Source organism: Scandinavium goeteborgense (genome assembly GCF_003935895.2).
GTDB classification, from domain to species: domain Bacteria; phylum Pseudomonadota; class Gammaproteobacteria; order Enterobacterales; family Enterobacteriaceae; genus Scandinavium; species Scandinavium goeteborgense.
This window is the reverse complement of record NZ_CP054058.1, coordinates 4167620-4190145: the sequence shown is the minus strand read 5'-3', so window position 1 is coordinate 4190145 and position 22526 is coordinate 4167620. Positions and strand designations below refer to the sequence as shown.

Sequence of the window (22526 nt, the reverse complement as noted above, 5' to 3'; positions counted from 1 at the left end):
GCGGTGACTGAACGATGAAGAGTTGGCGTCGGGCGTGTGACAGGGCGGAGCGGGCCGCCCTGGGGGGAAATTACTGCGGTTGTTTGACGACGTTGATCATCCACGGCACGCCGAATTTATCGGTGACTTTGCCAAATCCGTGTGCCCAGAAGGTTTCCTGCCAGTCCATTTCGATTTTTCCGCCCTCGGCGAGGGCATCGAACCAGCCTTTCCCTTCGTTGACGTCCTGGGTGTCGAGCACCAGCGTAAAGCCGGAATAGCTGACGCTGCCGGTCATGCCGTCGCTCATCATTATCTCGCTGCCCGCAATGCGAACGTTGGAGTGGGCGATAGCCTCGGGTGGAAAGACCATGCCGGACGGGCAGCCTTCTTCGCTGTTCTGATCGGATTTTGGCATTTCGCCAAAGGTGATTGTGTAGCCCAGTTCAGCGTTTAACGCCTTTTGATAAAAAGCATGGGCTTCGGCGCAGTTGCCGGAAAAAGAGATGTAGGGACTTAACGGCATAACCATAACCTCGGAAAGTGGGTACCCCGATAACTATAGTTACGATGCGTTAATATAACCAAGCGGTAGGTTTTTGCCCGGTGGCGCTCTGCTTACCGGGCCTACGACGCTATGTAGGCCCGGCAAGCGAAGCGCCGCCGGGCGATATGGCGCGGGATCAGTTCTTTTTAACGAACTCAGATTTCAGCTTCATTGGGCCAAAACCGTCAATTTTGCAGTCGATGTTGTGATCGCCTTCAACGAGGCGGATATTCTTCACTTTGGTGCCGATTTTCAGCATCGTAGAGCTGCCTTTAACCTTCAGATCTTTTACCACGGTCACGCTGTCGCCGTCGGCCAGCAGGTTGCCATTGGCATCTTTGACGATAAGCTCGTCGCTGTCCTGAGAAGGCTCTGCGTCGTTCCACTCGTGGGCGCACTCAGGGCAGATGAACATGCCGCTGTCTTCATAGGTGTATTCGGAATTGCATTTTGGGCAGTGTGGCAGAGACATAGGAACCTCGTAATAATTGAAAATGCGCCACAGACCGTGCAAACCGCCGCTGAGCGCTAAAAGTATGACTCATTATACCGCATGTCCTTACGGTTGTCGGGACTATTTAACCGCCAGCCTGTACCGCTTACGTCACGCTGTACAATTTTTTATGTTTCGAAATTGCCGAGTAATGCAGTTTGCGTTATGTTGAAGATCGTATTTCTGATTATTACCCAGCGCTCACTTATTTACTCTATTTCGCCAGGAAATTTATATGCAATATATCCTGCCGATATGCTGTTTATGGCGCTAATCTCTATATCTCCTGGTTTTTTTACGTACTGCGCTTTCTTTCGTGGAACGGATAATTATATAAAAAATAAAATCCGGATATAAAAAAGTCTGACAAATAAAATTTATAAAATTTGCGTTAAGGGAATACTTTAACCATGTACACACAGACAATATTTGAATTGAGTCAGGAAGCTGAGCGCTTGCTGCAGCTGGCATTACGACATCTCGATACCGTGAATGGGCTTCCGGGTAACATGCTGAGCGGTGCGCAGGCTATGCCTGACGCGCCTGGGGGCTCGCATGGCCGTCATTCTGGAAGCCATTTATTGGCGATGCAGCCGGACACGCTGAATAACGAGCTGCGTAAAATTACCCGTCTGGAAATGGTGTTGGCGATTGTTGGCACCATGAAAGCGGGGAAATCCACCACCATTAATGCCATCGTTGGAACGGAGGTTTTGCCTAACCGCAACCGGCCGATGACCGCATTGCCCACGCTTATTCGCCATACGCCGGGTCAGAAAGAACCGGGTCTTAATTTTATTCATGCTAAGCCCATTGAACGCTTAATGCATGAATTACAGGATAAACTTCGTCGCGTTGACCGGGCTAAACTTGCGCTCAAGCTCGAAATGGATAAAGACATGAACGCCCTGCTCGAGCGTATTATTGGCGGCGTGGCTTTTGAAAAACATTATCTCGGGGCGCAGCCGATATTCCAGTGTCTGAAAAGCCTGAACGATCTGGTTCGTCTTTCCCGAGCAATGGACGTCGACTTTCCTTTTGCCGATTACGCCTCGATTGAACATATTCCGGTGATTGAGGTGGAGTTCGTGCATCTGGCCGGACTGGGTGAAAATGCAGGCCAGTTGACGCTGCTGGACACGCCCGGGCCGAACGAAGCCGGACAGCCGCATCTGCAAAAAATGCTCAGCGAGCAACTGGCCCGCGCCTCGGCGGTGCTGGCGGTGATGGATTACACCCAGCTCAAATCCATTTCCGATCAGGAAGTGCGCCAGGCGATTGCGGCGGTCAGCAAGTCGGTGCCGCTGTACGCGCTGGTGAACAAATTCGATCAGAAGGACCGAAACAGCGACGATGAAGATCAGGTCCGGGCGATGATCTCCGGCACGCTGATGAAGGGCTTTATCCATCCGGGGCAGATCTACCCGGTGTCGTCGATGTGGGGTTACCTCGCCAATCGGGCGCGCCATGAGCTGACCGTGCACGGCAGATTACCCGACCCGCAAGAGCAGCGCTGGGTGCAGGATTTTGCCGAAGCGGCGCTTGGCCGCCGCTGGCGCACCGCCGATCTGGCTGACGTGCCTCATATTCGCCACGCCGCCGATTTGCTGTGGGAAGACTCACTGTTTGAAAAACCGATCAACATGCTGCTGCACGCCGCGCACGCCAACGCCTCGCTGTTCGCCCTGCGTTCCGCTTCGCACAAGTTGCTGAACTACGCGCAAAGCGCCCGGGATTTTCTGGAGTTTCGCCTGCAAGGGCTGACCGTCGCCGCCGAGCAGTTACAGGACAATATCGCTCGTCTCGAAGAAGATATGGCGCAGTTCGAGGTGCGTCAGCGTGTGGTGAGCGAAGAAATTAGCCACGAAGTGGAACAGGCGATGGAGGCCGCAGAATCGTTTATCGCCGGGCAGCAAAGTGAGATTTTAGCGCTGATCGACAGCCGCTTTAGCGCGGACAATCTGCAAATGATGAGCCTCGCCAACGGGGCGGATTTGCAGTGGTCGCAGCATGATGAGAGCGGCGAAATCGTGCTTGATGATGAGGAGCAGGCCAACCGGCTGCTCGGAATTATTCGCGCTGACTGTGAAGGCACGGTGTTTGCCTGTCAGCAAAGTATTATCCGCGAGCTGTCGCTGCGTTTTGGCCAACTCGAAACGTCGCTCAGTCGTTCGCTGGATGACGCCCTGAAGCCGATTGAATCCCATGTGAAGGAAGAACTGCACCGCGCCGGGTTCCGCACGCGGATATCGCTGCCGGTGTTTCAGTCCGGTTCGCTGCAAATCACTATGCCGCAGTGGTTTAACGGGACGATTGCCACTGAAGACCTGCCGTTGGGCAGCCAGCGCGGCGGGATGCGCGATTCCATTAGCCGCTGGCTGAACAATCCCGGCTGGGGCTGGGACGATTATGTGATGACTAAAACGCGTTACATCATTGATGTTAACGCGATTAAGGAGCGCATCGTCGTGAGTATTTCAACCTTCTGCTCACAAATCCTTAAAGCTTTAGCCGCGCAAGTCGATGTCTCTGTTACGGCGGGAATGGTGACGTTCTTTGCGGAGTTTTCACAGAGCCTAAGCGGCTTGCAGAAAAATTTGCAGGAAAGTCTCTCTTTGCGCCAACAGCATCAGTCCACGGTTAACGCCCTTTGCCTGCAGCTTGCTCAGTGCCTGGCCACGGTGCGCTGGATTGAAGAGGATGCGCGCCTGTTGCGCGATGATATTCAAACCCTTTTTGCGGCTGAACAGAGATGAACACGCGATTGCTGGAGGGGCCAGGACGGATGCTGGAATCTCTCCATGCCCGATTTATGGTGGATCTGGTGCTGGGCATTGAAAACCCGCGTCAGCATACGCTTGCCCCGCAACAACAGCAGTTTCGCGAACGCCTGATGAATGAAATCGTGGCGCAAACGCAGCTGCGCCCGTGGTCGGTGGCGGGCCTGTTTAGCGAGAACCCGGCAATGCGCCTCGGGTTAGCGGAAAAACTCGCCAGTCAGTTTGACCCCGGTCATCTGGCGTTGACGCGCATGAGCCGTTACCTGCAACAATTACAGAGCAAAAGCCACAGTTCGCCAGAGCTGCGCCAGCAGTTTGGCCTGGTGAGCGAGCAGTTCAGCCAGCGGGCCGAACATAAACAGCGGGCGCTGACGCAGCGCGGGCTGATGGTGGAATCCGGGTCGCACAGCGATGAAGTGTTCACCCGCTGGCACGCCGGACAGTACGACGGCTGGTCGCTGGCCGGGCGCTGTTACATTGCGCTGGAAGAGCTGCGCTGGGGTGCGTTTGGCGATGCGTGGCGGCTGGCGAACGGTGAGGTGCGCGGCTTGTTGAAAGACAGTTTGCGTTCGATGACGGCGCAGTATCTGGCGCAGGGCATCGGTGCCGCGACGGAGACCCGTCATTTTTATCATCAGTGGCTGGCGTCACCGACGTCATTAGGCATGATGGATCACAAAGAGATGTTGGCCTGGCTGGGCAGCAGCTGTGACGCGGTGCGTCAGCCGGTGTGCTGGTCAGTGACGCAAACCTGGCAACCGGTGGCCCTGGGAATGCCGCGTCTGTGTTCGGCGACTCGGCTGGTTGATGCAATGCTGGAAGAGTTGTTTACCGACGAGGCCTGATGGCCCCGCCGATCAGTGAACCATTAATGATCCAGGGATTCGACCGCCGCGGCTTCAGGCTGTTTCGCCTGAACGTTGCCAAAGCGTTTGGCATACAGCGCGGTGATGATTGGCACCAGAATCGCCGTCACAATCACGCTCGCTGCCACCAGTGCCGTTGCCGATGCGGCAACCGGTTCGAAGGCCGGGTTAATCTGCGCAATAATCACCGGGTTCGCCACCGCGGCCCCTGCGGCAGACGAGGCTGCCACACCCGCTGTACCATTCCCGCCACCGATCACGCGGTCCGCAATAATCAGCGGGATGCCGGTAATAACGATTACCGCCACGCCCAGCACGATGCCCAGCAGGCCAGTGTCCATAATTACGCTCAGGTTGATGGTGTTACCCAGCGCGAAGCCGAAGAACGGGATCAGCACCGGCGTCGCTTTGCTGAAGAAGGCGCGGAAATCGTGGTCGAGGTTGCCGAGCGTGAAGCCAATCAGGAACGGCAGCACAGCGCCGATAAAGTGGTGCGCTTCAAAGGAGGCGAGGCCTGCGGAACCGAGGATAACCATGGTCATCAGCGGACCGGATTCCAGCGACATCAGCACGAATGCGCCGGATTCTTCTTTTGAGCCGTACTGATTCATCAGGCTGGCGTACAGCCCGCCGTTAGTCATGTCCATCGCTGACACCAGCGCCAGTACCGACAGCCCGGCGAAGAAGCCGGTTTGAATGCCTTCGTCCGGGATAAAGGAGGCGGCGATCATCGCCACGACCCACGCGACGGCAATTTTTGTGAGCACCAGAGTGCCAGATTTACGCAGTACGGTACCGGTCGCACGGAGGTCGATCGACGCCCCAATGCAGAAAAACCAAACTGCCAGGATCGGCACCGTACCGCCAATCATTCCTTTGGTGAACGAACCGAAATAATTCCCTGTATCAGGTGCAAGCGTATTTAAGACGGCGCCTAACAGCAGCGGAACTAACATCATTCCACCGGGAATACGTTCAATCGTGGCTTTGATTTTCATTTTCTATCCTCGCTTCCCACAGCGCCCCGCGCCGGGAAGACATAAAAGAATACGGTTCAACAAATTGACTGACGATGCGTCAGGTATCTGTTTGTTTATACGAATAAATTTAAGCAGAGGTGGCCTGGTTTTTTTCACCTCATCAGCGGAGGGCTGATGTGTTGGGGATATCATGCGATCAATGGAATATTGATTCAACGAAAATAAAACAGTGTTTTAGTTATTTGGATCACATATTTAGAGGAAATGTTGGCGAGGCTTTAAATAATGAATGGGGTGTGAATTGGATGTAAAGAATTGTCGACAATAAACCGTTAGCAAATAAATAATTCTCAGGCTTATTTTTGGTTAATAGGCTGGCATGGTTGGCATTTTTCTTATGCCTGGAGAGAATCGGGATTAAGAATGTACTTAGCGCCAATATGAACTTATTGACGTTTTATGAACCAACTTAACAGTAAGCATTATTTTCCGTGAAGTTGATCACACATATAAACACTGTTAGGGTAAGAAAGGAAAGTATGAAAATTTCGCTCTACTTTGAGGGTTTGGTCAGAATCTTTTACTGCCAGAGCAGGCGTCAACAGGTTCGGTTGTACAGGCTGTGAGCAGCCAGTGTAAGTAAACCTGCTACGCTTGAAATGAGGAGCACAGCAATTCGCCGCTCCCTAACCGCACACAAGCGAACCTTCGTGTTTGCCTCCCCCTGCGTGCGCTCACGGCGATAGTTAACGAGGACAAAATGCTAAAAAGGAAAAAAGTTAAGCCGATCACGCTACGTGATGTCACCATCATCGACGACAGTAAGCTACGCAAAGCGATTACCGCTGCGTCGCTCGGTAACGCGATGGAATGGTTTGACTTCGGCGTCTACGGTTTTGTGGCCTACGCTCTTGGTAAGGTCTTCTTCCCGGACGCTAACCCTAGCGTTCAGATGATTGCTGCTTTAGGGACCTTCTCTGTTCCCTTCCTGATCCGTCCACTGGGTGGCCTGTTCTTCGGGATGCTCGGCGATAAATACGGTCGTCAGAAAATACTCTCTATAACCATCATTATTATGTCGATCAGTACATTCTGTATTGGTCTGATACCCGGGTATGCCACCATTGGTATTTGGGCGCCGATTCTGCTGCTGTTGTGTAAGATGGCGCAGGGCTTCTCGGTCGGCGGGGAATACACCGGCGCGTCTATCTTCGTTGCGGAATACTCTCCGGACCGTAAGCGCGGCTTTATGGGCAGCTGGCTCGATTTCGGGTCGATTGCAGGCTTCGTGCTCGGCGCGGGCCTGGTGGTATTGATTTCCACCATTGTCGGCGAAAGCAACTTCCTTGAGTGGGGCTGGCGTCTGCCGTTCTTCCTGGCACTGCCGTTAGGCATTATCGGCCTGTATCTGCGACACGCTCTGGAAGAGACGCCTGCGTTCCAGCAGCACATTGAGAAAATGGAGCAGGGCGACCGTCAGGGGCTGCAGGACGGTCCGAAAGTGTCGTTCAAAGAGATTGCGACGAAACACTGGCGCGCGCTGCTGGTCTGCGTAGGGATGGTGATTTCAACCAACGTCACCTACTACATGCTCCTGACCTACATGCCGAGCTACCTGTCGCATAACCTGCATTATTCAGAAGACCACGGCGTGCTGATCATCATCGCCATCATGGTCGGGATGCTGTTTGTTCAGCCGATTATCGGGATGCTGAGCGACCGCTTTGGTCGTCGTCCGTTTGTCCTGGTCGGTAGCGTGCTGCTGTTCCTGTGTGCAATCCCAGCGTTCATCATGATTAACAGCGATGTGGTTGCCCTGATTTTCGCCGGGCTGCTGCTGCTGGCGGTGATTCTGAACTGCTTTATCGGCGTGATGGCGTCGTCGCTACCGGCGATGTTCCCGACGCATATTCGATACAGTGCGCTGGCCAGTGCGTTTAACATTTCGGTGCTGGTTGCCGGTCTGACGCCAACGCTTGCCGCGTGGCTGGTGGAATATACGCAGGATCTGATGATGCCAGCGTACTACCTGATGGTGGTTGCGGTTATCGGTCTGCTGACCGGTATTACCATGAAAGAAACCGCTAATCAGCCGCTGAAAGGTGCGACGCCAGCGGCGTCTGACATCCATGAAGCGAAAGAAATTCTGCAAGAGCACCACGACAATATCGAACATAAAATTGAAGATATTGATGCGGAAATTGAAGCGTTGCAGGAAAAACGTACCCGTCTGGTCGATCAGCACCCGCGAATCAACGAGTAAGTTTTCAGCGTGACGTCTACGAGAACGCCTCCCATTGGGAGGCGTTTTTTTATGCTTGTAAGTTTACCGCTCTTTGTGATTCGAAATTTTCAACTAACATGAAAAAATGAATCGAATTTAGTTAGCGCCCTCACAATTCCTCTGCAAAGTGGCTTTTGATTCTGGATAAGGCAAGGTTTTTTGCCAGGATCAAACCGCGTTAACTCATCTGCAAGAGGATTCAATGAATAATAAAAATCATAAAATAGTGAACTGTTTTACAGGGATTGTGCTGAGTTTCAGCGGATCCTGTGCCCTGGCTGCCACAACGGCAACGGAAGTCAAAATTGTACGCGACGGCTACGGCGTGCCACACATCTACGCCAACGATGCGCGTCGTCTGTTCTACGGTTACGGCTACGTAGTGGCGCAAGACCGGCTGTTCCAGATGGAGATGGCCCGGCGCAGCACGCAGGGAACGGTGAGCGAGGTGTTGGGCAAGAAGTATCTCGATTTCGATAAGGACATTCGCACCAACTACTGGCCCGCGTCCATTCAGGCGCAGATTGATGCCCTGCCTGAGAAAGAGAAAGCGATTCTGGAAGGGTATGCCGAGGGGATGAACGCGTGGATTGATAAGGTCAATGCGCAGCCCGACACCCTGATGCCGCAGCAGTTTACTGAGCTAGGTTTTACGCCCAAGCAGTGGCGCGCGTTTGATGTGGCGATGGTGTTTGTCGGCACCATGGCGAACCGTTTCTCAGACAGCACCAGTGAGATTGATAACCTGGCGCTGCTGACCGCGCTGCGGGATAAGTACGGCATCGAGAAAGGTATGGGCGTGTTTAATCAGCTGAAATGGCTGGTGAACCCGGCGGCGTCGACCACCATTGACGCCAAAGAGGGGCAGTATCCGCTGCGACTGAGCGCCGAGGCGAAGCAGCTCGCGATGCAGCTTCCGCGCTATGACCTTCCGGCACCGATGTTTGAGCGGCTGGCCAGAGGGGACGACGGCGCGCTGCTGGCGTTATCGCCCCAGCGCAACCGGGAGACGGTCGCGGCGCAGTTTGCCCGCAGTGGAGCCAATGGGCTGGCGGGATATCCCACGACCAGCAATATGTGGGTGATCGGCAAGAAGAAGGCCGAGGGAGCCAACGCCATCATGGTTAACGGCCCGCAGTTTGGCTGGTACGCCCCGGCGTATACCTACGGCATCGGCCTGCACGGCGCGGGCTATGACGTCACCGGCAACACGCCGTTTGCCTATCCGGGGCTGGTGTTTGGCCATAACGGTCACATTTCCTGGGGAGCCACGGCGGGCTTTGGCGACGATGTCGATATCTTTGCTGAAAAACTCGATGCCGGGCATCCGGGCGAGTATTTCCACAACGGCCAGTGGCAGAAAATGCAGCGTCGGGATGAAACGATTGCGGTGAAAGGGGAGCAGCCCGTCGCCTTTACGGTGTGGCGAACCCTTCATGGCAACGTTATCAAGACCGACGATACGACGCACACCGCCTATGCGAAAGCGCGGGCCTGGGACGGAAAAGAGGTGGCCTCGTTACTGGCGTGGACGCACCAGATGCAGGCCAAGGACTGGACGGAGTGGAAACAGCAGGCTGCGCAGCAGGCGCTGACCATCAACTGGTACTACGCCGATATGCAGGGCAACATTGGCTATGTGCATTCCGGTGCCTATCCGCAGCGTCAGCCGCAGCATGACCCGCGCCTGCCGGTGCCGGGGACCGGACAGTGGGACTGGAAAGGGATACTGCCGTTCAGCAACAATCCGCAGGTGTATAACCCGGCGTCCGGGTATATCGCCAACTGGAACAACTCGCCGCAAGAGGGCTATATCGCCTCCGATTTGTTCGCGTTTCTGTGGGGCGGCGCAGACCGGGTGGATGAGATTAAACGCCTGATCGACAAACAGCCGACCTTAACCCGCGAGCAGGCCTGGGATATCATCCGCCACACCAGCCGTCAGGACCTGAATTTACGCCTGTTCTTACCGGCAATGCAGGCCGCAGTGAAAGGGCTTCCGGCCAACGATCCGCGCCTGGCGCTGGTGAACAGGTTATCGGCCTGGGACGGGCAGAACGCGCTGAACAGCGACGGTAAAACCTGGGCACAGCCGGGATCTGAGATCCTCAATGTCTGGCTCACCAGCATGTTAAAACAGACCGTTGCCGCTGCCGTGCCTGCGCCATTCAACAGCTGGTATACCGCCAGTGGCTATGAGACGACTCAGGACGGCCCGACCGGCTCGCTGAACATTAGCGTGGGGGCGAAAATTCTATACGAAGCTCTGCAAGGGTCGAAAAGCCCGGTGCCGCAGGCGGTGGATGTCTTCGGTGGCAAGCCTTCGCAGCAAGTGATTTTGGCCGCGCTAGAGGAAAGCTGGCAGACGCTGTCGCAGCGCTACGGCACCGACATCACCCAATGGCAAACCCCGGCCATGCACCTGACTTTCCGGGCGAATAACTTCTTTGGCGTGCCGCAGGCGTTGCCGAAAGAGGCGCGTCATCAGGCGGAGTATCAAAATAGGGGCACGGAGAATGACATGATTGTCTTCTCGCCGAAGGAAAAACCGGACAGCGTGCTGGCGTGGGATGTGGTCGCGCCGGGCCAGAGCGGTTTTATCGCCCCGGACGGCACGCCCGCGAAACACTACAACGATCAGCTGAGCCTGTATCAGAACTTTGGTCGCAAGCCGCTGTGGTTAAGTGCGCAGGAGGTCCATGCGCACCGTGAATCTGAGGAGGTTATTCAGGTTCCCTGAGCGTGAACTCAGCAACCGGCGGCGATATAGTCGCCGTTTGCGCTGATCGGAATGACGGTCAGGAACAGCACCACCGCGAACAGGATAATCAGCACGCCGCCGATGATTTTCACCGTCGGCACCAGCCAGCGCAGCTGTTCGGAACCTTCACCAAACCACGCCACCGTACGTTCACGCGCGTAGCGTACCGCCAGCGATAACCCGAGAATCGAGAGCGCGGTACCGAGCGCCATCGACATCACCGCCGCAATTCCCCAACTGACGATGCCGAGCGCATTGGAGAACAGTAAAATCATGATCGCCCCGCTGCACGGCCGCGCCCCGATGGCAATCACAATGCCTGCGCGGGTTTTCCAGTCGGCATGGGTGATATCGGCCCCGACGCCGTGATGCCCGCAGCCGCAGTCGGCGCCGTGGCTATGTCCGTCGCTGGACAGCGGCTGTATCCGGCGAATGCTGAAGGTTTTCGGCTTCAGGCTTTTCAGGGTCTGCCAAATCACAAACAGGCCGAAGCTGCCGATCAGCACCGCGCTGATCTTCTCGATGTACCAGCGGCTTTCGCTGAGGTCGCCTGAGGCCAGATTCATTCCGACGGCGAGCACAAAGACGAACACAATGGCGCTCACGCCCTGCATCAGGCTGCCAAGGAAAGGCACTACCCGCGAGGCCAGCTGACTTTCCTGATGCGTACTGAGATAGGTTGTGACAATAAATTTGCCATGGCCCGGCCCGATGGCGTGCAGCACCCCGTAAATAAACGCCCCCGCTAATAGCCACAGACCACCGGTGTACTGATGGTTATTGAGCTGCAACAGGTACATCACCAGATAGCGATGCAGCGTGATTTGCGTCGCGAGGCACCATTGCAGGAAGGCGGCCCAATGGGTGTGGAGTTGAAAGGCAAATGCCAGCATCACCGCGGCGAGCACAGCGGCGGCGGGGATGCGCCAGTCACGCTTAAGAACGGATGTCGTCATGGGGAAATATTGTCGTTAAAGAACTCATGCAGACATTATAAGAGGCGTTGGCGAAGAAGGGGAAATGAATGGGCCAGCCCGCAGGCTGGCTTTGTGTCAAATGTTTACACCCGTCGGGGTCTTGGGGCTAGCTGATAAAGCGTTGTAGCCGCTGAAGCAGCAGCCTGTTTTCCTGCTTCAGGCGTTCATTTTCATCGAGCAGGGTCAACGTGACGGCAATTCCGGGCCAGTCGAGCGCCAGCTCACGGCGAAGGCGCAGCGCGCGGTGGACTATGGTGACGGCACGATCGTCAAATAACCAGTGCGCGTCAGGGGTTTCGTCGGGCTGGATGACTCCCAGGCCGACGATCTCATCCAGTTCCTCTTCGGAGACGCCGGTATGCAGACAAAATTCGGTGACGGTCAGGGTGAAAGTGACATTAGCCATGATTTTTACCCCACTGTTGGCGAGGGTCGAAGGTGGTTTGTGTATCAGCTAACTGTTGCCAAAGGGCGCTGGTTTTCTCGTCCGCTTTCGGCGGCATGACGATTTTAATCACCGCAAACAGATCACCGGTGTGCTGTTTGTTGACCAGGCCTTTGCCTTTGATTCGCAGCCGTTGTCCGGCCTGACAGCCCGGTGGAATAGTCAGTAAAATCGGCTCTTTCAGGGTCGGCACTTTCACTTTGGCCCCCAGCGCGGCTTCCCACGGGGCGAGTGGCAGCACAATTTCCAGGTTATTGCCGACGATATCAAATAGTGGATGCGGCGCGATGCGGATGATGAGCCACAGATCTCCCGCAGGACCCCCGTTCTCGCCCGGCGTGCCCTGGCCTTTCAGGCGAATGCGCTGCCCGTCGCCAACTCCGGCCGGTATTTTAACGTTGAGCGATTTGGGAATTTCTTTCTCGACCATGCCGAATACGTTGTAAACCGGCAGGGTGTAGTTGATGGGGCGGGTATGGGCGTCGAGCGTTTCTTCGAGGAATATAGCGACTTCAATTTCTACGTCATGACCACGGGCAGAATGTTGCTGGCGCGACTTCTGCGCGTGCTGGCCAAAAATAGAGGAAAAGATATCGTCGAACTCTTCCTGGCTGTAGGTTTGTTGCTGTGAATTGGGCTGCGCCTGCTGACGGAACGGTGGGTCGTTGCGGTGCTGCCAGAGGGTGTCATATTCAGTGCGACGCTGTTCATCGCTCAGGACTTCCCATGCCTGCGCAATATCTTTAAAGCGGGCTTCGGCATCGGGTTCTTTACTGACATCAGGATGGTACTTGCGGGCAAGACGACGATATGCGGTCTTAATGGTCTTGAGATCGTCCGTCGGCTTCACGCCCATAATGGCGTAATAATCCTTTAATTCCATAGCATTATCTCTTGTGAATCACACAAACAGAACGGGTTTCCCTAAAAACTCACCTTTGTAAGTGTAGGGCAACCCCGGTGATTCGCCCGGAGAAAATGCAGCGGAATAAAGAATGCAGGACTTAATACTTGCGAGGGGCTTTCAGTTCGCCAAAATCGTCGTTCAGACTGAACTGGTAATCACACAACTCTGCCCGGCGTTTATCGGCAGCTTTCTGGAATGCAGCCATGTACTCCGGTTCAATACTGTTTTCAATGCGGGCAACAATTTTTTCCAGCATCTGCTCTTCGTTCACATTTCGCAGACGCTTCAGGTAGTTTTCAGCGGTCATAGTGCAGCCTTCCGGTATCCGGTGGTTAATTTATCGACGCGTACAGCGTCAATAGTACACGGTTTAGACAATTATTGTTTGTTCAATTGCAACCTGAATGGCCTCAATTTGGATGAAATGTTCATGGAAAAGCCTGCAACCCCCTTAAACAGGTCGGTTTCTGTTCATGATTGAACGGTGTCGAGGGAGTGCATTTCTTTTGTTAGGGAAGGGATGTCACGAAGAATTGATACGCAGAAAGCAAAAAACCAGCCCTTAGGCTGGTTTCTTTAAAGGGATGTCACGAAGAAAGCAAAAAACCCGCCATAGGCGGGTTCTTTTAAATAGTGGTGCCCGGACTCGGAATCGAACCAAGGACACGGGGATTTTCAATCCCCTGCTCTACCGACTGAGCTATCCGGGCAACGGGGCGAATTAAACCTTAATCAGCGATGCCCGTCAACCCAAATCACGGAAATCTAGCGCGTTTGCCTAACATTGCGGCAATTTGCGCAAATTAGCTGCGATTGCCGTGAGCGACGTGCTATCAGGTCAGGGCACCACCCGAACGGCACTGGGCGAAGCGCAGAATATCTTCTGCCAGGCGCTGTGCGGTATCAACATCCTGCTGACTGCGTTTGACCAGCAAACGGCTCAGGCAGCCCTCAAGCACCAGTTCCATTTGCTTTGCCACCATCGTTGGATCGTCGACTTCGAGCTTCGACAGCAGTTCATGCGTGAAAGCATGAGCGGTGCGCTTTTGCAGGTCCGCAAGCTGATGAATAGGGTGCTCGGGATCCGGGTAAAAGGTACACGCTGCGATGAACAGGCAACCGGGATAGCGGTTATTGCTGACGCATTCCGTCAATGCGCTGTAGCGGGCCAGCAGCTTTTGTTCGCTACTGAGTTCCTCATTGAGCATTAACTGGCGGCGCCAGATATCCACCTGCTGGCTGAGATAGCGCAGCACGTCATAAAGCAGCGCTTCTTTATCGGGCCAGAAACGCTGCAGATCATCAAGCGGGACGTTGACCTCTTTGGCCACCATATCCAGCGTTGTGTCGGCAATCCCTTTAATCTCAAGTAATTGCAGGGCTTTCCCCAGTACATCTTCGCGTTGCACGGCTTTATCCTCCGTTTATCCCTTTAAAAGTGTCGTTTACCGGACCAGATTCTGCAAATGCGCCTGAAACGCGGCGGCATCCATAAATCCGGCAACCCGCATGGTTGGGATCTCTTTACCTGCGGAATCAAAAAACAGAATGGTCGGCAGACCCGGAACTTGCAACTGTTTCAGTAGCTCCGCATCTTGCGCTGTGTTGCGCGTCACGTCGGCCTGCAGCAAAACGCTGTTTTTCAGCGCCTGCTGGACCTGTGGATCGCTAAAGGTGTATTTCTCAAACTCTTTACAGGCGACACACCAGTCCGCGTAGAGGTCGAGCATAACCGGTTTGCCGTTAGCCTGTGCCAGCGCCTGGTTCAGCTCATCCACGTTAGCGATATGCGTGAAGTTTAAATGCGCCTGCTGTTGCGTTGGAACTGCGCCAAATACCCAATCCTGGAGCGGACGTGCACTGATCAGCGCCGCGGCAAGCATCAGGATTTGGATCACCCGCATCCACGGTTTGCTGGCCGTCAGACTGGCGATAAACGCCCAGCCGAAGAAGGCAATGCCAAGCATCGACCACAGCCGAAGTCCCCATGCGTCGCCAATAATACGTTCGAGCAGGAATACCGGCAGTGCGAGGATCACGAAGCCAAAGGCGATTTTAACCTGCGCCATCCACGGCCCGCTTTTCGGCAGTAGACGGTTGCCAAAGACGGTGACCAGAATCAGCGGTAAACCCATTCCCAATGCGTACAGGTACAGCGTGCCGCCGCCCAGCCACAGATTACCGCTTTGGGCGATATACAGCAGAATGGCGCTCAGCGGCGCGGTAGTGCAGGGGGAGCAAATCAGCCCGGCGATGGCACCCATCGCAAATACCCCGCCCGCAGAACCGCCCTGTTGGCGATTACTCATCAGCGTCAGACGCGTTTGCAGCGAAGAGGGGAGTTGCAGGCTGAACAGGCCAAACATCGACAACGCCAGCAGGATAAACACCGCTGACAGGCCAATCAGCACGTAAGGATGCTGGAGCGCCGCCTGAAATTTGAGCCCGGCAGCCGCCACCACCAGGCCCAGCGCGGTATAGGTTAGCGCCATGCCCTGTACATAGATAAATGCCAGCAGTAACGCGCGGCCCGTTGAGAGGCGTTGTTTACCACCAAGCACGATACCGGAGATCAGCGGATACATCGGCAACACGCACGGCGTAAAGGCGATACCAATGCCAATCAGCAGCGCCCACAAAGCGGAGAACGGTAAGGTGGCCGGTGGCTCGCTGACCGGGTTAGTGGTCTGCGCTGCCGGCGGCATCACTGCTTCAGCCGTAGCCTTAGCCGGGGCGATGACTTCGCTCAGCGGCACCACCTTCGTTTCCGGGGGATAACAGAACCCGGCTTCGGCGCAGCCCTGATAAGTGACCGTTAACGTCGCGCCTTTGCTGGCCTGGTTGAGGGTAACCGGAAGCGTGAGTTGATGGCGGTAGATTTCACTTTTGCCAAAAAATTCATCTTCATGCCATTCGCCGTTGGGCAACTGTAACGGGCCGACAGAGGCCTGGGCTGGCGTGATGCTCATCTGTTTTCGATACAGGTAATAGCCGTCTTTTATCTGCCAGGTCAGATTTAGGTCGTGGGCGTTCTGCTGGAAATCAAACGCAAATGCCTGATCAGCAGGAATGAAATTGGAGCGGCCGGGCGCGTCAAATAATCCGGCAAAGGCCGATGTGCTGCACAGCAGCAGGATCAGCGTAATGAATCGTTGAGCCATGAGAGGTAAGCGTTGTCTCCGTGGGAAACGGGTAAAACCAGCAATTCTGGCGTTTGATACGGGTGATGTGACTTCAGGCAGTCCAGAAGCTCCTGCTGATGCGCCGTGTCGGATTTCAGCAGCATCTGCACCTCATACTCTTGTTCGAGCTTGCCTTCCCAGTAGTAGAGCGACGTCGCGTTGGGCATCAGCGTGACGCACGCCGCAAGCTTTTCGGCCAGCACTTTGGCGGCCAGGTCCTGGGCCGTAGCTTCATCCGGGGCGGTACAGAGCACAACAACTGCGGTGGGCAGGGTCATCGTCAACCTCGTATCGGCGAAAAAAGGCACTATAGCACGATGCGGGGCGGGGGGATGAAGGAGTCAGGCCGCTAAGCGGCCCGACTTTAACCATTTTTACACCCGATTGAGGGTCAGAGAATGAAACTGCCGAGCAGGAAACCGAAGCACACGGAGAAAATCACGCCCATGGTGCCAGGGATGAAGAACGGGTGGTTAAACACGAAGCGGCCAATGCGCGTGGTGCCGGTGTCGTCCATCTGTACGGCGGCAACCAGCGTCGGGTAAGTCGGCAGAATAAACAGGCCCGACACGGCAGCAAACGAGGCGACGGCGGTGAGCGGAGAGACATTCAACGCCAGCGCCATTGGCATCAGCGCTTTGGCGGTCGCAGCCTGAGAATAAAGCAGCGCCGATGCGAAGAAGAAAATCACCGCCAGCAGCCACGGATGGCCCTGAATCACGCTGCCCGCCGTCTCTTTGATCCAGTCGATGTTGGCGGACACGAAGGTGTCGCCGAGCCACGCCACGCCCAAAATACAGATACAGGCGCTCATCCCGGCTTTAAAGGTGCTGGAACTGAGAATGCTGTCGGTTTCTACGTGACACAGAATGGTGGTCAGCGTCGCGACGCTCAGCATGATAATCAGGATGGCGTTGGTGGTATTCATCAGCGGGGCGGCCACCAGGCCGAGGCTTGGGCTGTTGACGATGGCATAAATCACCACACAGACCACGCCGAGCAGGAACATCAGTACCGACAATTTCGCCCGGGGTTTGATCTCCATCTGACGTTCGCCGCGCAGCTCCACCAGGCCTTCTTCCAGGCGCTTGAGGTACACCGGATCGTCGGACAGCTTTGAGTTAAACAACATGGTGACGAGGAAAGACATCAGCAGCACCGCCATCAGCGTGGAAGGGATGACCACTGAAAGCAGGTGAATGTAGCTGATACCGTGGCCTTCCAGAACCGAAGACATGTACACCACGGCGGCGGAAATTGGCGAGGCGGTAATCGCAATCTGCGCGGCAACGACGGCCGTGGACAGCGGGCGGCACGGTTTAACGCCTTGCTCTTTCGCCACTTCGGCGATAACCGGCAGCGTGGCCAGCGAGATGTTGCCGGTACCGGCAAAAATGGTCAGGAAGTAGGTGACGATCGGCGCGAGAATGGTGATGTATTTTGGGTTTCTGCGCAGCAGTTTCTCGGTTTGATTCACGAGATAGTCCAGACCCCCGGCAATCTGCATTGCTGAGATAGCCGCAATCACCGCCATGATGATGGAGATGACGTCAAACGGGATGTGTCCTGGCTTCACGCCTATCAGCGCGAGGACGAGTACGCCCAGGCCACCCGCATAACCAATGCCGATTCCCCCGAGTCTGGCGCCGATAAATATCGCCGCTAATACAATGATAAGTTCGATGACTATCATGGCCGCTTCCTTGATTGTTAGATGTTGGATACGTAAATGTTATTTTTTTGATGTTCCAAAAATGAAAAAAGGCACGTCACCGCTGACGTGCCTTGTCTGATTTTAACCAGAATTATTACTGTTCGCTTTCATCGGTATAACGCTTGGCTTTGTAGGCCGGGTGCATCAGGTTCTGTGGCGAGAAGATATCGTCCAGCTCCGCTTCGGTCAGCAAACCGCGCTCCAGCACCACTTCACGCACGCTCTTACCGGTTTCAGCACAGATTTTACCGACGATGTCGCCGTTGTGGTGGCCGATGAATGGGTTGAGGTAGGTGACAATCCCGATGGAGTTGTAGACGTAGCTCTCACACACCGCTTTGTTAGCGGTAATGCCGTTGATGCATTTTTCCAGCAGGTTGTAGCAGGCATTGGTCAGAATGTGGATGGACTCAAACATCGCCTGGCCAATCACGGGTTCCATCACGTTCAGCTGCAGCTGACCCGCTTCGGACGCCATGGTCACGGTGGTGTCGTTGCCAATCACTTTAAAGCACACCTGGTTTACGACTTCTGGCACCACCGGGTTCACTTTGGCTGGCATGATGGACGAGCCCGCCTGCAGTTCTGGCAGGTTGATTTCGTTCAGGCCAGCGCGCGGGCCGGAGGAGAGCAGGCGCAGGTCATTACAGATTTTCGACATTTTCACTGCCAGACGTTTCAGGGCACTGTGCACCATCACGTATGCGCCGCAGTCGGAGGTGGCTTCAATCAAGTCTTCTGCCGGCACCACTGGCATGTTGGCAACTTCGGCCAGCTTCTGCACCGCCAATTGCTGATAGCCGTCCGGCGTATTCAGGCGCGTACCGATGGCGGTCGCGCCGAGATTCACTTCCAGCAGCAATTCTGCGGTGCGCAGCAGGTTTTTGGTTTCTTCTTTCAGCAGAACGCTAAATGCGTGGAATTCCTGGCCGAGCGTCATCGGAACCGCATCTTGAAGCTGGGTGCGACCCATCTTAAGAACATCCTGGAATTCAACGGATTTACGCTGGAAGCCATCACCCAGTTGGTTAATGGCATCAATCAGTTTGACGATGGAGGCATACACCGCGATGCGGAAACCGGTCGGGTAGGCGTCGTTCGTGGACTGGCACTTGTTGACGTGATCGTTAGGGTTCAGGAACTGATATTCCCCTTTCTGATGTCCCATCAGCTCGAGGCCGATGTTGGCCAGTACTTCGTTGGTATTCATGTTCACAGAGGTGCCCGCGCCGCCTTGATAGACGTCAACCGGGAACTGATCCATGCATTTGCCGTTGTTCAGCACTTCATCGCAGGCGGCAACAATGGCGTCGGCAACACCTTTAGGAATGGTGTGAAGCTCTTTATTCGCCAGGGCGGCGGCTTTCTTCACCATCACCATCCCGCGTACAAACTCCGGGATGTCGCTGATTTTATTGTTGCTGATGTAGAAGTTTTCAATCGCTCTCAGAGTGTGGACACCGTAATAAGCGTCCGCTGGAACTTCCCTGGTACCCAACAAGTCTTCTTCGATACGAATGTTGTTTAACATGTGAACCTTCTTGATTAAGCTGCTAATGATTTCACCCTACACACAGGATGAGTGGGGTCATGTGTGTTTTTTGGCCGACGATTATTTCCTTAATCGGCCCGGTGCCCATGATCATATGCTGATGATAGCGAATTGCCGTAATCTGGATCACTTATTATGCGCCGATTCGTATCAGAATTATTAATCTGTGAAATGAATCACCGCATTAATGGTAGGGTGAAAAAGAGAGGCGCCGCCGATTGAAAACGCGGTTTTTGCCTCCATCTCCAGAACACGCGAATCGCAAACTCATTCAAATAGCCGCCGGAAGCGGCTGTTGCTCAACAGGAGAAACCAGTGCGCTGGATACCTTTAATTGCCGTTTTTTTATACGTCTACATCGAGATCTCGATATTCATTCAGGTCGCGCATGTATTCGGCGTATTGATGACCCTGATTCTGGTGATTTTCACCTCGGTCATCGGGATGTCTCTGGTGCGTAACCAGGGCTTCAAAAACTTTTTGCTGATGCAGCAGAAGATGCAGGCGGGCGAAAGTCCTGCCGCGGAAATGATCAAAAGCGTATCGCTGATCATCGCGGGTCTGCTGCTGGTGCTGCCGGGCTTCTTTACCGATTTCCTCGGTATGCTGCTGCTGTTACCGCCGGTGCAAAAACACCTGACGCTTAAGCTGATGCCACATCTGCGCTTTGCCCGTACGCCGGGCGGTGGCTTTACCGCAGGCAGTGGCGGCGGGGATACCTTTGACGGGGAATATCAGCGTAAGGATGACGAACGCGACCGTCTGGAAAACAAAGACGACCGCTGATGAGATGAGCCCGGAAGCACTATGCCCCGGGCTTTTTTATTGTGGCACCACCGTTCCGCGCTCGTGTTTCAAACCACTCATCACATCAACCTGTTACGGGAAAGTTCGCATCGTAGCGCTGAAGGGCGTTAAAACGATTTGTGACGAATGCCCATTTCAAAATTTTTTTTGATTTTCCCCTTGAAGGGTTAGCAGGCCACCCCCATCTCTCAGGTCACTAGCCGGTAAACCGACTGCGTCCCGGCGCCATCCATAAGTGATAAAGACTTTCTCAAAGGAGAGCTATCAATGAGTATTCGTCCGTTACATGATCGTGTGATCGTCAAACGTAAAGAAGTTGAATCCAAATCTGCGGGCGGCATCGTTCTGACCGGTTCAGCAGCAGGCAAATCAACTCGTGGCGAAATCATCGCTGTCGGTAAAGGCCGCATCCTGGAAAACGGTACAGTACAGCCACTGGACGTTAAAGTCGGCGACATCGTTATTTTCAACGACGGTTACGGCGTGAAGTCCGAGAAGATCGACAACGAAGAAGTGCTGATCATGTCCGAAAGCGACATTCTGGCAATTGTTGAAGCGTAATCCACTCGCGAACCTGAACGAATTTAAGGGAAAAGAAAATGGCAGCTAAAGACGTAAAATTCGGTAACGACGCCCGTGTGAAAATGCTGCGCGGTGTAAACGTACTGGCAGATGCAGTGAAAGTAACCCTGGGCCCTAAAGGCCGTAACGTGGTTCTGGATAAATCTTTCGGTGCACCGACCATCACTAAAGACGGTGTTTCTGTTGCACGTGAAATCGAGCTGGAAGACAAGTTCGAAAACATGGGCGCACAGATGGTAAAAGAAGTTGCCTCTAAAGCGAACGACGCTGCAGGCGATGGTACCACCACCGCAACCGTACTGGCTCAGTCCATCATCACTGAAGGTCTGAAAGCCGTTGCTGCGGGCATGAACCCGATGGATCTGAAACGCGGTATCGACAAAGCTGTCGCTGCGGCCGTTGAAGAACTGAAAACTCTGTCCGTACCTTGCTCTGACTCTAAAGCGATTGCTCAGGTCGGCACCATCTCCGCTAACTCCGACGAAACCGTGGGTAAACTCATCGCTGAAGCGATGGACAAAGTGGGCAAAGAAGGTGTTATCACCGTTGAAGACGGTACCGGTCTGCAGGACGAACTGGACGTGGTTGAAGGTATGCAGTTCGACCGTGGCTACCTGTCCCCATACTTCATCAACAAGCCAGAAACTGGCGCAGTAGAACTGGAAAGCCCGTTCATCCTGCTTGCTGATAAAAAAATCTCCAACATCCGTGAAATGCTGCCAGTTCTGGAAGCCGTTGCGAAAGCAGGCAAGCCACTGGTTATCGTTGCGGAAGACGTTGAAGGTGAAGCGCTGGCAACTCTGGTGGTTAACACCATGCGTGGCATCGTGAAAGTGGCTGCGGTTAAAGCACCTGGCTTCGGCGACCGTCGTAAAGCTATGCTGCAGGACATCGCAACGCTGACTGGCGGTACCGTTATCTCTGAAGAGATCGGTATGGAGCTGGAAAAAGCGACGCTGGAAGACCTGGGTCAGGCGAAACGCGTTGTTATCAACAAAGACACCACCACCATCATTGATGGCGTGGGTGAAGAAGCGGCAATTCAGGGTCGTGTGACTCAGATTCGTCAGCAGATTGAAGAAGCGACTTCCGACTACGATCGTGAAAAACTGCAGGAACGTGTAGCGAAACTGGCTGGCGGCGTTGCCGTTATCAAAGTGGGTGCTGCGACTGAAGTTGAAATGAAAGAGAAGAAAGCACGCGTTGAAGATGCCCTGCACGCAACCCGTGCTGCGGTTGAAGAAGGCGTGGTTGCAGGCGGTGGCGTTGCGCTGATCCGTGTTGCAAGCAAGCTGGGCGAACTGCGTGGCGTGAACGAAGACCAGAACGTGGGTATCAAAGTTGCGCTGCGCGCGATGGAGTCCCCACTGCGTCAGATCGTGCTGAACTGCGGCGAAGAACCATCCGTTGTGGCTAACATCGTTAAAGCGGGCGACGGTAACTACGGTTACAACGCGGCGACCGAAGAATACGGCAACATGATCGACATGGGTATTCTGGATCCAACCAAAGTGACCCGTTCTGCACTGCAGTACGCAGCATCCGTTGCTGGCCTGATGATCACCACCGAATGTATGGTGACTGACCTGCCTAAAGGCGACGGCCCTGACTTAGGTGCTGGCGGTATGGGTGGTATGGGCGGCATGGGCGGCATGATGTAATACGACGAA

At 54.6% G+C, this 22526-nt stretch carries 19 protein-coding genes and 1 tRNA gene; 7 read left to right on the top strand and 13 right to left on the bottom strand.

Annotation, left to right across the window (positions count from 1 at the left end; translation table 11 throughout):
* Nucleotides 1-70: 70 nt before the first annotated feature.
* Together yjdN and A8O29_RS20780 are read right to left on the bottom strand one after the other, a co-directional pair.
* Entirely contained in the window at nucleotides 71-505 is a 435-nt protein-coding gene (gene yjdN / locus A8O29_RS20785) for a VOC family metalloprotein YjdN (RefSeq protein WP_110510976.1), read from the bottom strand.
* A 157-nt stretch (nucleotides 506-662) separates the two neighbouring features.
* Nucleotides 663-998, bottom strand: a complete 336-nt coding sequence (locus A8O29_RS20780; RefSeq protein WP_125351840.1) for a zinc ribbon domain-containing protein YjdM — start codon at nucleotides 996-998, stop codon at nucleotides 663-665.
* Nucleotides 999-1429: 431 nt separating this feature from the next.
* Between A8O29_RS20780 and crfC the strand changes: the two genes are divergently transcribed.
* Together crfC and A8O29_RS20770 are read left to right on the top strand one after the other, a co-directional pair.
* Nucleotides 1430-3775, top strand: coding sequence for a clamp-binding protein CrfC (gene crfC / locus A8O29_RS20775; protein ID WP_125351839.1), 2346 nt, complete (start codon nucleotides 1430-1432; stop codon nucleotides 3773-3775).
* Nucleotides 3772-4644, top strand: a complete 873-nt coding sequence (locus tag A8O29_RS20770) for a diguanylate cyclase regulator RdcB family protein (RefSeq protein ID WP_125351838.1) — start codon at nucleotides 3772-3774, stop codon at nucleotides 4642-4644. The genes crfC and A8O29_RS20770 overlap by 4 nt, the downstream gene beginning before the upstream one ends.
* Nucleotides 4645-4667: 23 nt before the next feature.
* On the opposite strand, the gene kdgT is transcribed toward A8O29_RS20770, so the two are convergent.
* The gene (kdgT, locus tag A8O29_RS20765) at nucleotides 4668-5663 is read right to left on the bottom strand and encodes a 2-keto-3-deoxygluconate transporter (protein WP_125351837.1); all 996 of its coding nucleotides are present in this window, start codon (nucleotides 5661-5663) and stop codon (nucleotides 4668-4670) included.
* Between the two features lie 742 nt (nucleotides 5664-6405).
* Here kdgT and proP point away from each other — a divergent pair.
* Both proP and A8O29_RS20755 read left to right on the top strand, forming a co-directional pair.
* On the top strand, nucleotides 6406-7908 hold the full coding sequence (gene proP, locus A8O29_RS20760; protein ID WP_125351836.1) for a glycine betaine/L-proline transporter ProP: 1503 nt from the start codon (nucleotides 6406-6408) through the stop codon (nucleotides 7906-7908).
* A 223-nt stretch (nucleotides 7909-8131) separates the two neighbouring features.
* Nucleotides 8132-10669, top strand: a complete 2538-nt coding sequence (locus A8O29_RS20755) for a penicillin acylase family protein (RefSeq protein ID WP_125351835.1) — start codon at nucleotides 8132-8134, stop codon at nucleotides 10667-10669.
* 8 nt (nucleotides 10670-10677) lie between these two features.
* On the opposite strand, the gene A8O29_RS20750 is transcribed toward A8O29_RS20755, so the two are convergent.
* The 10 genes from A8O29_RS20750 to aspA all read right to left on the bottom strand — a co-directional run bounded on the left by A8O29_RS20750 (nucleotide 10678) and on the right by aspA (nucleotide 19446).
* On the bottom strand, nucleotides 10678-11646 hold the full coding sequence (locus A8O29_RS20750) for a nickel/cobalt transporter (protein ID WP_125351834.1): 969 nt from the start codon (nucleotides 11644-11646) through the stop codon (nucleotides 10678-10680).
* Nucleotides 11647-11773: 127 nt separating this feature from the next.
* Nucleotides 11774-12073, bottom strand: coding sequence for a chaperone modulator CbpM (gene cbpM, locus A8O29_RS20745; protein ID WP_125351833.1), 300 nt, complete (start codon nucleotides 12071-12073; stop codon nucleotides 11774-11776).
* Nucleotides 12066-12995, bottom strand: coding sequence for a curved DNA-binding protein (gene cbpA, locus A8O29_RS20740; RefSeq protein WP_174081410.1), 930 nt, complete (start codon nucleotides 12993-12995; stop codon nucleotides 12066-12068). Before cbpA ends, cbpM begins: the two co-directional genes overlap by 8 nt.
* 121 nt (nucleotides 12996-13116) lie before the next feature.
* Nucleotides 13117-13326 carry an HHA domain-containing protein gene (locus tag A8O29_RS20735; RefSeq protein ID WP_125351832.1) on the bottom strand — a complete coding sequence of 70 codons (210 nt, stop codon included), beginning with the start codon at nucleotides 13324-13326 and terminating at the stop codon, nucleotides 13117-13119.
* A gap of 327 nt (nucleotides 13327-13653) precedes the next feature.
* Nucleotides 13654-13729, bottom strand: a tRNA-Phe gene (locus tag A8O29_RS20730).
* Nucleotides 13730-13852: 123 nt separating this feature from the next.
* Nucleotides 13853-14428, bottom strand: a complete 576-nt coding sequence (locus A8O29_RS20725; protein WP_125351831.1) for a transcriptional regulator — start codon at nucleotides 14426-14428, stop codon at nucleotides 13853-13855.
* 36 nt (nucleotides 14429-14464) lie between these two features.
* A complete protein-coding gene (locus A8O29_RS20720; protein WP_125351830.1) occupies nucleotides 14465-16180 on the bottom strand; it encodes a protein-disulfide reductase DsbD in 1716 nt (571 codons plus the stop codon).
* Nucleotides 16156-16479, bottom strand: coding sequence for a divalent cation tolerance protein CutA (gene cutA, locus A8O29_RS20715; RefSeq protein WP_125351829.1), 324 nt, complete (start codon nucleotides 16477-16479; stop codon nucleotides 16156-16158). Before cutA ends, A8O29_RS20720 begins: the two co-directional genes overlap by 25 nt.
* Before the next feature lie 113 nt (nucleotides 16480-16592).
* Nucleotides 16593-17894 carry an anaerobic C4-dicarboxylate transporter gene (locus A8O29_RS20710; RefSeq protein WP_110510962.1) on the bottom strand — a complete coding sequence of 434 codons (1302 nt, stop codon included), beginning with the start codon at nucleotides 17892-17894 and terminating at the stop codon, nucleotides 16593-16595.
* 115 nt (nucleotides 17895-18009) lie between these two features.
* Nucleotides 18010-19446, bottom strand: coding sequence for an aspartate ammonia-lyase (aspA, locus tag A8O29_RS20705; protein WP_125351828.1), 1437 nt, complete (start codon nucleotides 19444-19446; stop codon nucleotides 18010-18012).
* Nucleotides 19447-19782: 336 nt separating this feature from the next.
* Here aspA and A8O29_RS20700 point away from each other — a divergent pair, with 336 nt between their 5' ends.
* The 3 genes from A8O29_RS20700 (at nucleotide 19783) to groL (ending at nucleotide 22517) form a co-directional block, all read left to right on the top strand.
* Nucleotides 19783-20253, top strand: coding sequence for an FxsA family protein (locus A8O29_RS20700; protein ID WP_125351827.1), 471 nt, complete (start codon nucleotides 19783-19785; stop codon nucleotides 20251-20253).
* Nucleotides 20254-20541: 288 nt separating this feature from the next.
* Nucleotides 20542-20835 (top strand): co-chaperone GroES, encoded by a 294-nt coding sequence (locus A8O29_RS20695; RefSeq protein WP_013367964.1) that lies wholly within the window; start codon nucleotides 20542-20544, stop codon nucleotides 20833-20835.
* Nucleotides 20836-20873: 38 nt separating this feature from the next.
* Nucleotides 20874-22517: a chaperonin GroEL gene (gene groL / locus A8O29_RS20690; protein ID WP_110510958.1), complete on the top strand. Its 1644-nt coding sequence runs from the start codon at nucleotides 20874-20876 to the stop codon at nucleotides 22515-22517.
* Nucleotides 22518-22526: the final 9 nt, after the last annotated feature.

What these genes read in the sequence shown, in the direction of transcription:
- crfC (WP_125351839.1), top strand. Translation starts at nt 1,430, where the DNA reads ATGTACACACAGACAATATTTGAATTGAGTCAGGAAGCTGAGCGCTTG.
- cbpM (WP_125351833.1), bottom strand. Translation starts at nt 12,073, where the DNA reads ATGGCTAATGTCACTTTCACCCTGACCGTCACCGAATTTTGTCTGCAT.
- A8O29_RS20720 (WP_125351830.1), bottom strand. Translation starts at nt 16,180, where the DNA reads ATGGCTCAACGATTCATTACGCTGATCCTGCTGCTGTGCAGCACATCG.
- A8O29_RS20780 (WP_125351840.1), bottom strand. Translation starts at nt 998, where the DNA reads ATGTCTCTGCCACACTGCCCAAAATGCAATTCCGAATACACCTATGAA.
- A8O29_RS20735 (WP_125351832.1), bottom strand. Translation starts at nt 13,326, where the DNA reads ATGACCGCTGAAAACTACCTGAAGCGTCTGCGAAATGTGAACGAAGAG.
- A8O29_RS20755 (WP_125351835.1), top strand. Translation starts at nt 8,132, where the DNA reads ATGAATAATAAAAATCATAAAATAGTGAACTGTTTTACAGGGATTGTG.
- groL (WP_110510958.1), top strand. Translation starts at nt 20,874, where the DNA reads ATGGCAGCTAAAGACGTAAAATTCGGTAACGACGCCCGTGTGAAAATG.
- proP (WP_125351836.1), top strand. Translation starts at nt 6,406, where the DNA reads ATGCTAAAAAGGAAAAAAGTTAAGCCGATCACGCTACGTGATGTCACC.
- cbpA (WP_174081410.1), bottom strand. Translation starts at nt 12,995, where the DNA reads ATGGAATTAAAGGATTATTACGCCATTATGGGCGTGAAGCCGACGGAC.
- A8O29_RS20750 (WP_125351834.1), bottom strand. Translation starts at nt 11,646, where the DNA reads ATGACGACATCCGTTCTTAAGCGTGACTGGCGCATCCCCGCCGCCGCT.
- cutA (WP_125351829.1), bottom strand. Translation starts at nt 16,479, where the DNA reads ATGACCCTGCCCACCGCAGTTGTTGTGCTCTGTACCGCCCCGGATGAA.
- A8O29_RS20770 (WP_125351838.1), top strand. Translation starts at nt 3,772, where the DNA reads ATGAACACGCGATTGCTGGAGGGGCCAGGACGGATGCTGGAATCTCTC.
- aspA (WP_125351828.1), bottom strand. Translation starts at nt 19,446, where the DNA reads ATGTTAAACAACATTCGTATCGAAGAAGACTTGTTGGGTACCAGGGAA.
- A8O29_RS20695 (WP_013367964.1), top strand. Translation starts at nt 20,542, where the DNA reads ATGAGTATTCGTCCGTTACATGATCGTGTGATCGTCAAACGTAAAGAA.
- yjdN (WP_110510976.1), bottom strand. Translation starts at nt 505, where the DNA reads ATGCCGTTAAGTCCCTACATCTCTTTTTCCGGCAACTGCGCCGAAGCC.
- A8O29_RS20710 (WP_110510962.1), bottom strand. Translation starts at nt 17,894, where the DNA reads ATGATAGTCATCGAACTTATCATTGTATTAGCGGCGATATTTATCGGC.
- kdgT (WP_125351837.1), bottom strand. Translation starts at nt 5,663, where the DNA reads ATGAAAATCAAAGCCACGATTGAACGTATTCCCGGTGGAATGATGTTA.